Source organism: Sinomonas sp. P47F7 (genome assembly GCF_049332655.1).
Taxonomy (GTDB): Bacteria; Actinomycetota; Actinomycetes; order Actinomycetales; family Micrococcaceae; genus Sinomonas.
Genome location: NZ_CP186327.1, coordinates 3,709,093 through 3,723,204, shown reverse-complemented (window position 1 = coordinate 3,723,204; position 14,112 = coordinate 3,709,093). Strand labels below are relative to the sequence as shown.

The 14,112-nt window shown below is 70.0% G+C and carries 13 protein-coding genes; 6 read left to right on the top strand and 7 right to left on the bottom strand.

Annotated features, from left to right (window positions below; all coding sequences use genetic code 11):
* Positions 1-4: 4 nt before the first annotated feature.
* The 3 genes from ACOKR1_RS17460 to ACOKR1_RS17450 form a co-directional block, all read right to left on the bottom strand.
* Positions 5-1,354, bottom strand: coding sequence for an ABC transporter substrate-binding protein (locus ACOKR1_RS17460; RefSeq protein ID WP_422936680.1), 1,350 nt, complete (start codon positions 1,352-1,354; stop codon positions 5-7).
* 138 nt (positions 1,355-1,492) lie between these two features.
* Positions 1,493-2,455, bottom strand: a complete 963-nt coding sequence (locus ACOKR1_RS17455) for a carbohydrate ABC transporter permease (protein ID WP_422934188.1) — start codon at positions 2,453-2,455, stop codon at positions 1,493-1,495.
* Positions 2,456-2,465: 10 nt separating this feature from the next.
* Complete coding sequence (locus ACOKR1_RS17450) at positions 2,466-3,416, bottom strand: carbohydrate ABC transporter permease (protein ID WP_422934187.1); 951 nt, start codon at positions 3,414-3,416, stop codon at positions 2,466-2,468.
* A gap of 152 nt (positions 3,417-3,568) precedes the next feature.
* Between ACOKR1_RS17450 and ACOKR1_RS17445 the strand changes: the two genes are divergently transcribed.
* The 3 genes from ACOKR1_RS17445 (at position 3,569) to ACOKR1_RS17435 (ending at position 7,115) form a co-directional block, all read left to right on the top strand.
* Positions 3,569-4,834: a Gfo/Idh/MocA family protein gene (locus tag ACOKR1_RS17445; RefSeq protein WP_422934186.1), complete on the top strand. Its 1,266-nt coding sequence runs from the start codon at positions 3,569-3,571 to the stop codon at positions 4,832-4,834.
* A gap of 1 nt (position 4,835) precedes the next feature.
* Positions 4,836-5,852, top strand: a complete 1,017-nt coding sequence (locus ACOKR1_RS17440; RefSeq protein ID WP_422934185.1) for a LacI family DNA-binding transcriptional regulator — start codon at positions 4,836-4,838, stop codon at positions 5,850-5,852.
* A gap of 225 nt (positions 5,853-6,077) precedes the next feature.
* Positions 6,078-7,115, top strand: coding sequence for a hypothetical protein (locus ACOKR1_RS17435; protein ID WP_422934184.1), 1,038 nt, complete (start codon positions 6,078-6,080; stop codon positions 7,113-7,115).
* Positions 7,116-7,206: 91 nt separating this feature from the next.
* Here the strand turns inward: ACOKR1_RS17435 and acs are convergent, their stop codons facing one another.
* The 3 genes from acs to ACOKR1_RS17420 form a co-directional block, all read right to left on the bottom strand.
* Positions 7,207-9,171: an acetate--CoA ligase gene (acs, locus tag ACOKR1_RS17430; protein WP_422934183.1), complete on the bottom strand. Its 1,965-nt coding sequence runs from the start codon at positions 9,169-9,171 to the stop codon at positions 7,207-7,209.
* 576 nt (positions 9,172-9,747) lie between these two features.
* On the bottom strand, positions 9,748-9,885 hold the full coding sequence (locus ACOKR1_RS17425; RefSeq protein WP_422934182.1) for a hypothetical protein: 138 nt from the start codon (positions 9,883-9,885) through the stop codon (positions 9,748-9,750).
* 6 nt (positions 9,886-9,891) lie between these two features.
* Complete coding sequence (locus tag ACOKR1_RS17420; RefSeq protein ID WP_422934181.1) at positions 9,892-10,116, bottom strand: hypothetical protein; 225 nt, start codon at positions 10,114-10,116, stop codon at positions 9,892-9,894.
* A gap of 167 nt (positions 10,117-10,283) precedes the next feature.
* Between ACOKR1_RS17420 and ACOKR1_RS17415 the strand changes: the two genes are divergently transcribed.
* Genes ACOKR1_RS17415 through ACOKR1_RS17405 form a run of 3 tightly spaced genes read left to right on the top strand, consistent with a single transcriptional unit; the run spans position 10,284 to position 12,369 of the window.
* Positions 10,284-10,832, top strand: a complete 549-nt coding sequence (locus tag ACOKR1_RS17415; protein WP_422934180.1) for a hypothetical protein — start codon at positions 10,284-10,286, stop codon at positions 10,830-10,832.
* 29 nt (positions 10,833-10,861) lie between these two features.
* The gene (gene nth, locus ACOKR1_RS17410) at positions 10,862-11,695 is read left to right on the top strand and encodes an endonuclease III (protein WP_422934179.1); all 834 of its coding nucleotides are present in this window, start codon (positions 10,862-10,864) and stop codon (positions 11,693-11,695) included.
* On the top strand, positions 11,692-12,369 hold the full coding sequence (locus ACOKR1_RS17405; RefSeq protein WP_422934178.1) for an NUDIX hydrolase: 678 nt from the start codon (positions 11,692-11,694) through the stop codon (positions 12,367-12,369). Before nth ends, ACOKR1_RS17405 begins: the two co-directional genes overlap by 4 nt.
* A 25-nt stretch (positions 12,370-12,394) precedes the next feature.
* Here the strand turns inward: ACOKR1_RS17405 and ACOKR1_RS17400 are convergent, their stop codons facing one another.
* Entirely contained in the window at positions 12,395-14,059 is a 1,665-nt protein-coding gene (locus ACOKR1_RS17400) for a bifunctional 3'-5' exonuclease/DNA polymerase (protein ID WP_422934177.1), read from the bottom strand.
* Positions 14,060-14,112: the final 53 nt, after the last annotated feature.

Sequence of the window (14,112 nt, the reverse complement as noted above, 5' to 3'; positions counted from 1 at the left end):
CTGATCACTGGAAGAGAGCGTTGACCTGGCTGTTGGCGTCGCTGAGTGAGCTGGCCGGCGACTTGCCCGAGTAGACGGCGTCCATGGCCGGCTTCATGATGCCGTCCACCTTGGCCGCGTTCTCGGTGATCGGGAACAGGAACGTGGTGCCGTCCTTGACCTGCTGGGTGAAGGACGTGACGTCCACGCCCTTGGCCTTGAATGCCGCGGCGGCCTTGTCGGCTGCCTCCGAGATCGCGGGGAACACGACGGCCTTCGAGGCCACGACGTCCTGGCACGCGGACGAGGCGAGGTACTCGACCCACTTCGCCGCGGCCGCCGGGTTCTTCGTCCCAGCGTTGATCGAGTCAGCGAGCCCGTTGTACATCGACGAGCGCTTGCCTCCGGGGCCGATCGGGGTGGGGGCGAGGCCCACGTTGATGCCCTTGTAGCCGAAGTACTGGCCGATCATCCACGAGCCGTTCGCGTTGATCGCGGCCTTGCCTGCGGCGAACGTGTCCGCCATCGAGGCGCCGACCGTCGTTTCGAGCTTGGGCGTGTAGCCCTTGTCGATGAGTCCGTGGAACCACGCGATGGTGTCCTGGAACTTCTTGCCGTCGTAGTTGTAGTGCGTGCCCCACGGGTTCTTGTCCGTGTGCGTCCAGCCCGTGGTGCCCGTGAGCCAGCTCCATTCGGTCTGCCCGCTCGCCGCGCCGGAACCGTTGAGGCCCAGGCCGTAGACAGCCACGTTGTTCTTGTCGAAGCCGGCCTCGTCGCCGCGCTTGCCGTTCTTGTCCACGGTGAGGTGGGCGATGGCCTTCTCGAACGAGCCGCCGTCCTGCGGGTTCCACGCGAGGCTGCCCATCTGCTCGGCGCTCAGGCCGGCCTTGGCCATCATGTCCTTGTTGTAGAAGAGGGAGATCGTGTCCCAGTCCTTGGGCAGGCCGTAGCGCTTGCTGTCCTTGCCGACCCAGAGATCGGCGAGGCCCTTGTTGTACTGGTTGAGGTCCACGCCGTCGTTCTTGACCGCGTCGTCGAGCGCGAGCAGCTGGTTGTTCTTGACGAAGTCGCCGAACTTCGAGAGGTGGTCGGTGAAGACGTCCGGGCCGTTTCCGGCCACGAAGCCGTTCGTGAGGTTGGTCCAGTAGTCGTCCCAGCCGGTCTGGGTGATCTTGACCGTGACGTTCGGGTTGGCCTTGTGGAAGTCGTCCGCGCACTGCTGGTACGCGGGGAGCTGGTTGGCGTCCCACAGCCAGTAGCTGACCTCGCCCTTCGCGTCGCCGGAGCTTGAAGCCTGGTTCGAGCCGCCAGAGCAGGCGGAGAGTGCGAGGGCTGCGGCCGCGGCGAGGGCGACGGCGCCGAGTGCTTTCTTCATCATCGTGGTCCTTTCAAGGGGTTGGTGGGGTTGGGGTGGGTGGGTGGGTGGGGGGCAGGGGAGACGGACCCCCCGGCGGGTGCCGGGCGCGGAGGGCGTGTTGTGGGTTCGGGTGGCGCGGTGGGTGAGCTGAAGGCGCTACTTGATGCCGGAGAAGCCGATCGAGTTGACGATCTTCTTGCCGAACGCGATGAACAGGAGCAGGACCGGCAGCGCCGAGACGAGGGTCGCGGCCATGAGCCCGGACCAGTCGGGTGCGCCTTGGGGAGACTGCGACTTGAAGACGCCGAGGCCGACCGTGAGGACGCGGACCGCGGGGTCGTTGCCCACGAGGAGCGGCCAGAAGTAGTCGTTCCACGCCGCGATGAACGTCAGGAGGCACAGCGTGGCGAGTGGCGCCACGGCGTTCGGGAGGACCACCTGGAAGAAGATGCGGATGTGCCGGGCGCCGTCGAGCATCGCGGCCTCCTCGACCTCGCGGGACATGCCGAGGAAGAACTGGCGGAGGAAGAACACGGCGAACGGAGTCATGAGCATGCTCGGGAGCGCGATGCCGAGGTACGTGTTGAGGAGGCCGAGGTTCTTCACGAGCAGGAAGTTGGGCAGCGCCGTGAAGATCGAGGGGACGAGGAGCGTCCCGAGGAACAGCGCGAAGACCTTGTCCCGGCCGCGCCAGCGCAGCCGGGCGAACGCGTAGGCCGCGAGCGAGCTGAAGAACACCTGCGAGACCGTGATCATCGTGGAGACGATGAGCGAGTTGAGCAGGTACTGCCAGAAGTTGATCGATGCCCCGGACCCGCCCTCGGCCTGGGCCTGGGCTTGGGACTGGAGGCCGAAGACGCGGGCGAACGCGCCCCACGTGAAGTCCGCGGGCAGGAGGCTGCTCGACTGGGTGGCGAGCGCGTGGTTGTTGGAGAGCGCGGTGCGGAGCATCCAGAGGAAGGGCCCCACCGTGACGAGGATGGCGACGGCGAGCGCGGCCCAGGCGGCGATGCGGCCCCAGTTCACCGGATGACGGCGGCGGGCGGCTGAGGTGGGTCGCGCACCTGCGGTGCGCTGGGCGCCTGCGGTGCGCTGGGCGCCTTTGGTGAAGAAAGTCATGGTGGGTCCCTCAGTCCAGGTCGCTCTCGTTGCCGCGCAGGAACTTCATCTGCAGGAAGGCGACGATGGCGAGGATGACGAACAGGATGACGCTCAGGGCCGAGCCGTAGCCGAAGTCCTGCTGGCTGAACGCGCGCTGGTAGATGTAGTACTGGATGACGCGGGAGGCGTTGACCGGCCCGCCCTGCGTCGTGACGGCGACCGTGTCGAAGATCTGGAACGAGCCCGTGATCGTCACGACCATGACGAGCAGGAGCACCGGGCGCAGGAGCGGCATCGTGATCCGCCAGAACGTCTGCCACTTGCTCGCGCCGTCGAGGTTCGCGACCTCGTACAGCTGACTCGGGATGGCCTGGAGCCCGGCGAAGATCAGCAGCGCGGTGTAGCCCATGTGCCGCCACACGTTGACGAACGCGACGGTCGGGATGGCCCAGAACTCGTTGCCGAAGAACGCGATGCGGGGGATGCCCATCCACTGGAGGACCTGGTTCACGATCCCGATCTGGTAATCGAGCATCCAGAACCACAGGAGGGCCACGATCACGTTGGCCACGAGGTACGGCAGGAGGAGGACGCCCCGGATGAGCGTCGACTTGGCCACGTGGTACATGAGGAGCGCGAGCCCGAGGGCGATCACGGTCTGGAAGCCGATGTTGAGGATGACGTACTCGAGCGTGACGCCCATCGCGTTCCAGAACAGCTTGTCCTGGAAGATCTTGGCGTAGTTCTTGACCCCGACCCAGATCGGGTTCCCCAGGATGCTGTAGTCCGTGAAGCTGAGGTAGATGCCGCGGATCGTGGGGACGAGGTAGAAGAGCACGAAGCCGAGCAGCGCCGGCGCGACGAAGAGGAGCGCGACGCGCAGGTCGCCGCGCCCTCGGTGGCGCACGCCTCGCTGGTGATCGGGGGAATCGGCGCTGCGTCGCGCCGTCTTCCGGGCCCCCACGGTGGTGGTCGTCATTGGATCCTCCGCTGTGATGTAGCTAACAATTGACCATGAATCTACACGAGTAACTTTTGGATTGGCAAGAGGTATCCCCGAAATTTCAGGGATCTAGCCATGTGGTCGAAGTATCTGTTGACTCGAGTAACTCACGATGGAAGACTTTCGGCATGACTCACGCCACAGGCTTCTCCCTCGGAATCGTCGGCGCCGGCCAGTTCGCCGGCCAGTTCTCCAAGCTCTTCGACGCCCACCCCTACGTGACGTCCGTGTACGTCACGGACGTGCTTCCCGAACGCGCCGAGGCCCTCGCCGAGCGGCAGGGGCTCGCGGGCACGTTCCCGAGCTTCGAGGCCATGCTCGCGAGTGACCTCGACGCGATCGCGATCTTCACGCAGCGCTGGACGCACGGCCCGCTCGTGGTCCAGGCGCTCCGCGCCGGCAAGCACGTGTACTCGGCCGTCCCGATGGCCATCAGCGTCGAGGAGATCGCCGCGATCATCGACGCCGTGCGCGAGACCGGGCTCACGTACATGATGGGCGAGACGAGCTACTACAACCCCGCGACCGTCTACGCGCGCGGTCGCCGCGCGGAGGGCTCCTTCGGCCGGATCTTCTACGCCGAGGGGGACTACGTCCACGACATGGACCTCGGCTTCTACGCCGCGTACCAGTACAGCGGCGGGCCCGAATGGAAGCGCACCGCGAGCTACCCGCCCATGCTCTATCCGACGCACTCCGTGGGCGGGGTCATCGGGGCGATCGGCGGCCACGCCGTGAGCGTGAGCTGCATCGGCGTGCGGGACGACCGGGGCGACGGCGTCTTCGACCGCGAGGTCAGCATGTTCGACAACGACTTCTCCAACGCGACCGCCCTCTTCGAGCTCGCCGGCGGCGGATCCATGCGGATCAACGAGTTCCGCCGAGTCGGCTACCCGTCCCACCTGCGCGAGAGCCGTTTCCGCTACTTCGGCACCGAGGGCAGCTTCGAGCAGCTCGTCGAGACCGCCGTGTGGCAGGACAAGGAGGGCTTCACCGACGTGAGCGAGCAGCTCACGACGGTGCCGAGCATGGACCCCGACGACCCCTCGCTCGCCGACGTCGACCCGGCCCTCCGCGACGCGTTCATCTCCGGTCTAGCCCCCGTGCATGACGCCGACAGGCTGCCCGCCGAGCTGCGCGCGCTCCCGAGCGGCCACGAAGGCAGCCACCACTTCCTCGTGGACGACTTCGCGACGGCCGTCGCGACGCGGACCCTCCCGCCGGTCAACGCGTGGGAGGCCGCGCGCTACACCCTCCCCGGGATCGTGGCGCACCAGTCCGCGCTGCGCGGCGGCGAGCGCCTGCCGGTCCTCGACTTCGGCGACGCGCCCGCTCAGGCCGCGGCGCCGTCGTCGGCTGTTGCCTCACGCCCAGCCGCGGGGGACCGCGGATAGCATGGTGGCCATGCCGCACACCCCCGCATCCGCGAAGCCGACCGCGACCCGCAAGGACGTCGCGCGGCTCGCGGGGGTGAGCACGGCGGTAGTGAGCTACGTGGTCAACGGCGGGCCCAAGCGGGTCTCGCCGGCCACGGAGGCCAAGGTCCGCAACGCGATCGCCGCGCTCGGGTACCGCCCGAACGCCGCGGCGCGCGCGCTCAAGCTCGGGTCCAGCGAGATGCTCGGCATGATCGTGCCGGACGCGACCAACCCGTTGTTCGCCTCGCTCGCCCACGCGGTCGAGGAGGCCGCCGCCGAGCGCGGCTACGCACTGCTCATCGCCAACTCGAACGGATCGCTCGCCACCGAGCGGCGGCTTGTCGGGAATCTCGCGAGCCGGCGGGTCGACGGCGTCTTCCTGTGCAGCAACCTCTTCGAGCCGGATCTGCGAGACCTCGACGCGGCCGAGATCCCCGCGGTCCTGCTCAACCACAGCGCCGAGAGCCCCGGCTACGACTCCGTCGGCGTGGACCTGAGGGGCGGGGCGCGCCTCGCCGTGTCCCATCTCGCGGAGCACGGGCACCGGCGGATCGGGCTCGTCATCGGCACCAACGCCGGCGGCGACCTGGATGGGCGCGAGGTCGGCTGGCGTGACGGCGTCGAGGAGGCCGGGCTCTCCGCTGGCCCCGTGATGCGGGTACAGTTCAGCCGCGAGGGCGGCTACCGGGCGGGGAAGTGGCTCCTCAACGAGGGGGGCTGGCCCACGGCGGTGTTCGCGAGCTCCGACCTCCAGGCCGTTGGCCTCCTGCGCGCGTTCCACGAGGCCGGCCTGCGGATTCCCGAGGACATCGCGGTCGTCTCCTTCGATGGCTCGGCCGAAGCCGAGTACAGCTGGCCCCTGCTCTCCACGGTCGCGCAGCCGGTCGATGCGATGGCGCGAGCTGCTGTCGACGCGCTCCTGGGCGGAGGTGGCCACAAGCGCAACCGCCTGTTCCCGGCCACCTTGGTGCGCCGCGCGTCCTGCGGCTGCTAGGACGGACGACGGCGTGCAGTCACCCTTCGCATCGGCCGCGGACGACGGCGGAAGTCCCCTTGTTGCACGGGAAGTTCCCTTGAGGGGGACTTCCCGCGCAACAAGGGGACTGCACCAGTAACGGCTGGGCACGCATTTGTCCTCAACACCACCGGATCCGGCCTCTCGTCCACATGCGGGAACTCGTTCGCCCGAGGGCGTTCTCGTGTCCGGCAGAGTCGAGGCATGGACCCTCTCGCACACCTCATCGACACGTCCTCGCCGTTTGCGGACATCTCGACGGACCCTCGTTCGGGATTCGCGAATGGGAGTTTCGTGCGGCTGCGACGAGGGTTTTACGTGCCGACATCGGTGTGGCTCGCTGCGCCTCCCCACGAGCGGTTTCGTGCGGCGGTTGCGGCCTATGGGCGGGCCAACCCGGGAGCTGTGTTCTGCGGCGAGACCGCGTTGTTCCTGCATGGGCTTCCGGTCGTCAAGGTGCCGCCGGCCATCGACGTGGCAGTGGGATCGACCACCAAGCTCGGCGTTCGGCCGAGCACGTTCTGCGTCCGGGGCGACTCGGATCACGCTCAGCGCGCTCGGAGAGTGCCACCGCCTCCCGTGAGGCGGCATCGTCATGAGGAGTCCGCGCCTGTTACGGCTGACGAGTTTCGAACCGTCCCGCTCGCGGCAGCGCTCGTTGAGGTCTTGGCTTCGGCCCGGTTTGCGCGGGCGCTTGCGGTGGCCGACGGCATGCTGCGACGATCGTGCGCTGACTCGCTGCTCGACGTGCAGGGTGTTTCCGAGGGCGTTGCCGCCCTCGTATATGGCAGTCGAAGGAAGCGCGCCGAGGGCATCGCGTTGCTCGCACGGAAGGGTGCCGAGTCGCCGGGCGAGTCGGTGAGCCGAGCCCTCATGCACATGTACGGGTTCCCAGAGCCCGTTCTTCAGAGGGAGTTTCGTGACTCCCGAGGACTCGTTGGGCGTACGGACTTCGCGTGGGATGTCAGCCGTGAACCAGTCGGAGAATTCGACGGTTGGGGCAAGTACTTCCGTGAGGAGCTGACCGGCGGCGAGGATCTCCGGGACATCATTCGGCGCGAGAAGCGCCGCGAGAATCGCCTGCTCGCCCTTGGACATCCCGTTCTGAGATGGGACTGGTCCGAACTCGAACGGCCGGAACTGTTCCGTGCCAGACTGATTGAGGCTGGCCTTCGCCCCACACGAAGTTCCCTTGTCGGCCCGGAAGTTCTCTTGAGGGGAACTTCCTCCGCGATAAGGTAACTGCGGCTCGGGTCCGGGCGGATGATGGACGACGGCGGCGACCCACCGCGCGGGTGGGGGCGCCGCCGTCGTTCGCTGCCTTGCTGAGTGGCTACTTCCGCAGGTCCGCCGCGATCTGCTGCATGACGTGCGGGTCGGCGAGCGTGGTCGCGTCGCCGGGATCGCGGCCCTCGGCCACGTCCTTGAGGAGGCGGCGCATGATCTTGCCGGAGCGGGTCTTGGGCAGCTCCGGGACTACGAGCACGTGCCTGGGCTTCGCGATGGGCCCGATCTCCTTGCCCACGTGCGCGCGCAGGGTCGCGGGCGCGTCCTCGCCGTCTGGGACGTCGGCCTCGCCGCGCAGGATCACGAACGCGACAACCGCCTGGCCCGTCGTCTCGTCGGCGGCGCCCACGACGGCGGCCTCCGCGACCCACGGGTGGGAGACGAGCGCGGACTCGATCTCCGTGGTCGAGAGGCGGTGCCCGGAAACGTTCATGACGTCGTCCACGCGCCCCAGGAGCCAGACGTCGCCGTCCTCGTCCTTCTTGGCGCCGTCGCCCGCGAAGTACATGCCGTCGAACCGGGACCAGTACGTGTCCTTGTAGCGCTCGGGGTCGCCCCAGATGGTGCGCAGCATCGAGGGCCACGGCTCGCGGATCACGAGGAAGCCGCCGTGGCCGTTCGGCACGGGCTGGCCGGCGTCGTCGACCACGTCGACCGCGATGCCCGGCAGCGGGACCTGGGCCGAGCCGGGCTTCGTCGCGGTGACGCCGGGCAGCGGGGCGATCATGATCGCGCCCGTCTCCGTCTGCCACCACGTGTCCACGATCGGGGCCTTGCCGCCGCCGATCACCTCGCGGTACCACATCCACGCCTCGGGGTTGATGGGTTCGCCCACGGAGCCGAGCACGCGGATGCTCGTGAGGTCGTAGCCGTCCGGGATCTCGCGGCCCCACTTCATCATGGTGCGGATCGCGGTCGGGGCCGTGTAGAGGATCGAGACCTTGTACTTCTCGACGATCCCCCACCAGCGGCCCTGGTGCGGCGAATCGGGCGTGCCCTCGTACATGACCTGGGTCGCGCCGTTGATGAGCGGGGCGTAGGTCACGTACGAATGCCCCGTGACCCAGCCGATGTCCGCCGTGCACCAGAAGACGTCCGTCTCGGGCTTGAGGTCGAACACCACGGAGTGGGTGTAGGCGGTCTGGGTGAGGTAGCCGCCGGTCGTGTGGAGGATGCCCTTCGGCTTCCCCGTGGTCCCGGACGTGTAGAGGATGAAGAGCGGGTGCTCGGAGTCGTGGCCCACCGCTGTGTGCTCGGCGGAGGCTGCGTCCATGACGTCGGTCCAGTGCACGTCGCGCCCTTCGGTCCACGCGACGTCCTGGCCGTTGCGCCTGACGACGACGACGTGCTGGACCGTATGCCCCGGCGCGGCGAGGGCGTCGTCCACGGCGGGCTTGAGCGAGCTCGGCTTGCCACGCCGGTACGTCCCGTCGGCCGTGACGACGAGCTTGGCCTCGGCGTCGTCGATGCGGCTGCGGAGCGCGTCGGCGGAGAAGCCGCCGAACACGACCGAGTGGACCGCGCCGATGCGCGCGCACGCGAGCATCGTCACGACGGCCTCGGGGATCATGGGCAGGTAGACGGCCACCCGGTCGCCCTTGTGGACGCCCAGGGCCTCGAAGGCGTTCGCCGCCCGCTTGACCCGCTCGGTGAGGTCCGCGTAGGTGATCGTCTCGGTGTCGCCGGGCTCGCCCTCGAAGTGAATCGCCACGCGGTCGCCGAGGCCGTTCTCGACGTGCCGGTCCAGCGCGTTGTACGCCGCGTTGACCTCGCCGCCCACGAACCACTTCGCGAACGGGGCGTCGGACCAGTCGAGGGTCGCCTCGAAGTCCTTCGACCACGTGAGGCGCGTGCGCGCCTGCTCGGCCCAGAACGCGGTCCGGTCCTCGGCCGCGGCGTAGATGTCCTCGTGGACGTTGGCGGCGGCCGCGAACTCGGGTGCGGGCGCGAACCGCCGCTCCTCGTGGAGCAGGTTTTCGAAGGCGTCCCCGTTGACGGTTTGCTGGGACATGGTGTCCTTTCGGCTCGATCCATTCGCAAGTCCAGACCGACGCGCCGGCCCCGCCCAGAGCCGCCGCGAGCGGCCCCGAGCCTGTGAATCCGGACACAGTCGGCTGCCTGACGTCAACACTAGACCTTTGCCCGTAGCAGGGGAGTTGCGTGCGTCACATTGCCGCGCCGGGCGGGGGATTCCGCGCGACGGGCGGCACGCCGGGAGCGCTCGGAGGCAGGGCTTCAGGGCCGTTTCGGGGCTCCGTGACGTGCATCGATCCTCGTGAGGGGCTAGGTACCGCACAGGCGTTATGACTAGGCTGAGCCGCAAGGACGACCGAATGGAGCAGCCCATGTCTGATTCCCGTCAGGGTCCCTCGCGCGCCGATAGCGCGGAAACCGGACCCGATAGCGAGCCCGCAAACCCGCAGTCCCCTGCTGCGCCGACCCCATCCGGACCGAAGAACGAGGCAGTGCTCGGGCCGTTCACGGCGCGCGACCTCGCGATCTTCGGGGGTGTGCTCGTGACGTTCATCGGATCACTGCTCCCGCTGGTGCGGGGCGGCCTCATGAACCTGTGGAACGCCCAGCCCCTCTACTTCATCGCGATCGGCATCCTCCTGCCCATCGTGCTTGCGGGCCTCTTCGCATGGCGTCGGCTCGCGCCCGAGACCTCGATCCGCGTGGGCTCCCTCTCGCTCGACCAGTTCGCCTCGATCGTCGCGCTGCTCACGTGCTCCTATTTCTTCCTCTTCGTGGTCACGACGCCGAGCCCCGGCGCGGTTGTCGGCTTCGTGGGCGGCGCCGTCCTCGTCGCGTCGACGCTCTTCGCACGCATGATCCCGCTGTTGGCGGGCGACTTCCTGGGCCGCCCCGAGGTGCCTGCGCCCGTCGTGGCCCGCGATGCCGTGCGCCCCGCGCCCAAGCCGCAGCCCGCGCCCTCGGCGGCGGGCAGGCCCGCCACGGCCGCAAGTCCCGTGACGCCATGGGCCGGCTCCTCCGCGCACGACGGCGGGCACGCGCCGTGCGGACCAGGCCGGCGTCTCGTCGGCGGGAGCCGCCGCGGCAGCGACCGGGGTCGCCGGTGCGGCGGCGGCCGGCGCCGGCGTCGCGGCCCTCGCCGCGGGCGCGATGGCTGCCGAGTCCGGCGCCCGGGAGGGCGAGCACGACGGCGCCGAGGCTGGCCCAGCTTCGGGTCCCAAGCCGGCCAGCGTGGCCGATATCGTCGCGGCCGTCCACGGGGAACCGGAGACCACGTCCGAGGCGGCACCCACCGCGACGACGGTCGGCGCGGCCACCGCCCCCGGCGAGGCCGACGGCGAAGCCTACGGTGCCCCGAGCATGGAGGCCCCATCGAACCACACGACTGCCCTTCCGTCCGCCAAGGCTGCCGACGCCGAGGAGCCGCCTCCCACGCAGGCGGCGCCCGTCGTCGACCGCTCCTCGGGGCATGAGGCGAGCCGGAGCCTCGACGAATCCGACTCCGACTTCGAGGCGTTCTGGTTCGCGGTGAACCAGCAGCGCACCGCGGTGGACCCGCAGAGCGGCCTGCCCATGTTCAACCTCGAGCCGGGGCAGTGGATCCTCGCCCTCCAGGACCGCGGCAACGAGTTCCTCGTCCAGAGCCAGGACGGGCGGGTCGGCGTGCTGCGCGACCTGTCCGGAATCGAGCGGGGCTGACCAGTCTCACCGGCGCCGCGCGCAAGCCCGTGCGGCGCCGGCTCACCGCGGACGAATCGCCGCTCGCCCTCACACGGCGCGCCCGCAAGATCGACCGGATCCTCGGTGAGTTCTATCCGTACGCCCACGCGGAACTCGACTTCCGCACGCCGTTCGAGCTGCTGGTCGCGACCGTGCTGAGCGCGCAGACTACCGACGTGCGGGTCAACCAGGTGACTCCGCTCCTGTTCGCCAGGTACCCGGACGCGCGCGCCTTGAGCGAGGCCGAGCCCGAGAGCCTCGAGGAGATCATCAAGCCCACGGGGTTCTTCCGCGCCAAGGCGAAGAGCCTGCACGTCCTCTCGCAGCGGATCGTCGACGAGTTCGACGGCGTGGTGCCCGGCCGGCTCGAGGACCTCGTGACGCTTCCGGGCGTAGGCCGCAAGACGGCGAACGTGGTGCTCGGCAACGCGTTCGGGGTCCCCGGCATCACGGTTGACACGCACTTCGGTCGGCTCGCCAGGCGCTTCGGCTGGACCGCGTCCGATGATCCGGTCAAGGTCGAGCAGGACGTCATGGAGCTGTTCCCGCCGCGGGACTGGACCATGCTCTCGCATCACGTTGTGTTCCATGGCAGGCGCGTGTGCCACGCACGCCGGCCCGCGTGCGGCGCGTGCCCGGTCGCGACGCTCTGCCCGGCGTTCGGGGACGGCGAGACAGATCCCGAGAAGGCCCGCAAGCTGCTCAAATACGAGCTCGCGCCCGGCCAGGAGGCGCTCCGCGCCGAGATGATCGAGAACGTGCACCGCGCCGCGGAGATCCGAAGGCGGACGCAGGGCCACGGCGTCGCTCGCGCGGGAGACCCCGCCGGAGGCGCGGTGTGAGCGCGAGGGGCGACCTCGAGGCGCTCGCGGACGGGATCCGGTCCGGCCGGGTCGATCCGTTCGATGCCCGCTGGCATCCGAAGGTCGTGGGGAACACGGCACGCGAGGCGGCCGTCCTCGTGCTGTTCGGCGCGCTCGACAGCGTCTCCGCGCCGTCAGGCGAGCCGTTCGCGCCGGGAGACCTCGACGTCCTCCTCCTCGAACGCGCGCAGACGCTCGGCTCCCACCCCGGCCAAGTCGCCTTCCCCGGCGGCGGGCGCGAGCCGCAGGACGCGAGCCTCGTGGACTGTGCCCTGCGCGAGGCCGTCGAGGAGACCGGGCTCGACCCGACCGGCGTCGACGTGCTGGCCGAGCTCCCCGCCCTCGGACTCGGGGCGAGCGGCTTCCTCGTGACGCCCGTGCTCGCGTGGTGGGCGTCGCCGTCGCCCGTCGACGTCGTGGACTACGCCGAGTCCGCCCAGGTTTTCCGCACGCCCGTTCGCGACCTGCTTGACCCGGCGAACCGTGTCACGGGGGTGATCCGGCGTCGCGGAATCACGTTCACGAGCCCCGCGTTCCTGGTCAGCGACGTGCTCGTCTGGGGGTTCACGGCGATGGTGCTGGACGCGCTGCTCGAGGGCCTCGGCTGGGCCGTCCCGTGGGACCGCGAGCGGAAGCACTACATTTCGCCCTGATCTGGGGTCTCCCCGATCTGGGGTTCTACTTGGCCTGGTCGTATGAGTCCACGACCGCGATGCTCACGGGGAACTCCACGGGAGCGTCGCCGAACAGCAGGCGCTTTGCCGCCGCCGCGGCGTCTCGGACCGCATCAGCGCACGCCTCGGCCGCGCCCTCCTCGGCGTGGACCATGACCTCGTCGTGGAGGAAGTACACGAGCTCGCCGTGCAGCCCCTGCGCCGCGAGGCGACGCAGCCTGAGCCGCAGCTCGGCCATCCAGCATTCGGCCCACTCCGCGGCGGTGCCCTGCACCACGAAGTTGCGGGTGAAGCGGCCGCGGTCCCGCGCCGCAGCGTCGGCGCGGCGCTGCTCCTCGGCCGTCGTGGAGCGCTGGAGCCGCTGCCAGCGCTCTGAGGGCGGAGGCGAGGAGCGCCCGAGGCGGGTCGTGACGGTGAGCCCGCGCTCGCCGTCGCGCGCGGCCTGTTCGACGAGGCCGACGGCGCGGGGATAGAGCCGCGTGAGCTGCGGCATGAGCCTTCCCGATTCGCCCGTCGTGGCGCCGTAGATCGCGCCGAGCAGGGCCACCTTGGCCTTCGCGCGATCGCCGCCGAAGCCGGCCGCCGCGATGCCCGCGTAGAGGTCGGCGTCCCTGGCGGCGGCGGCCATCGCGTCGTCGCGGGCGAGCGCGGCGAGCACACGCGGCTCGAGCTGGGACGCGTCCGCGACCACGAGCTTGTGTCCCGGGAGGGCTCGGGCGGCGGCCCGTACCTGCTTGGGGATCTGCAGCGCGCCGCCGCCGCGGGACGCCCAGCGGCCGGTCACGACCCCGGCCACGACGTATTCGGGCCGGAACCGGCTGTCCCGGACCCACGCGTCGAGCCACGCCCAGCCGTTCGCGGCGAAGAGGCGGGAGAGCTTCTTGTAGTCGAGAAGGGGCTGGATGGCGGGGTGCCGGAACTCGCGGAGCTCCCACGCGCGCGTCGTCTGGGCCTCGATGCCGGCGCGGTGGAGGGCCCGCATGAGCTCCTGCGGCGAATCCGGGTTGAGTCGCGGGGCGCCGAGCAGTTCGCGCAGTTCGTTGGCCTTGCGCTCGAGGAGATCCGGGCGCTCGAACGCCCGCGGGCGCGGCCCGAGCTGCTCCGCGAGGAGGGCCTCGTGGGTCGCCGCATCCCAGGGAATGCCCGCGGCCTGCATCTCTGCGGCGACGAGCGAGCCGGCAGAGTCGGCGGCGCAGAGGAGGCGCAGCCGGCCGGGGTGGTCCGAGGCGGCGACGGTGCCGAGCTGTGCCGCGAGCTCCGCCTCGAGCGCGTCGGGGCCCGGTCCCGGGGTGTGGGCTTCGTCGAAGAGCGAGCCCTGGCCCGCCGCCGGGATCGCCGCCGGGAGGGTGCCGCCCGGCTCGACGGCCACCTCGCCGGCGGGGAACGCGCTCGCGTACGCGGCGGAGGCCGCGAAGGCCGAGCCCTCGAGCACCGTGCCGCACAGCGCGAGATCGTGGCAGCGCTCGATCCGGGTCCCGGCCGCGAGCAGCCGTGGGCACCAGTCCGCCGCGCGCCGCCAGACCCAGCGTGGCCGTGAGGAGGCCTCGAGATCGCCGACGATCCGCGGGAGCTCCCCGGGGTCCACGGTGTGGTCGGCGCCGTCGCGATGGCCGCGCGCATCGAGCGGCCGGAGGACGGCCTGGCCATCGCGGGAGGAGGCCAGGATCATGTGCACACCACATTGTCGCGTGTCCTGAGGACAGCTTCCGTCCTCCACAGATA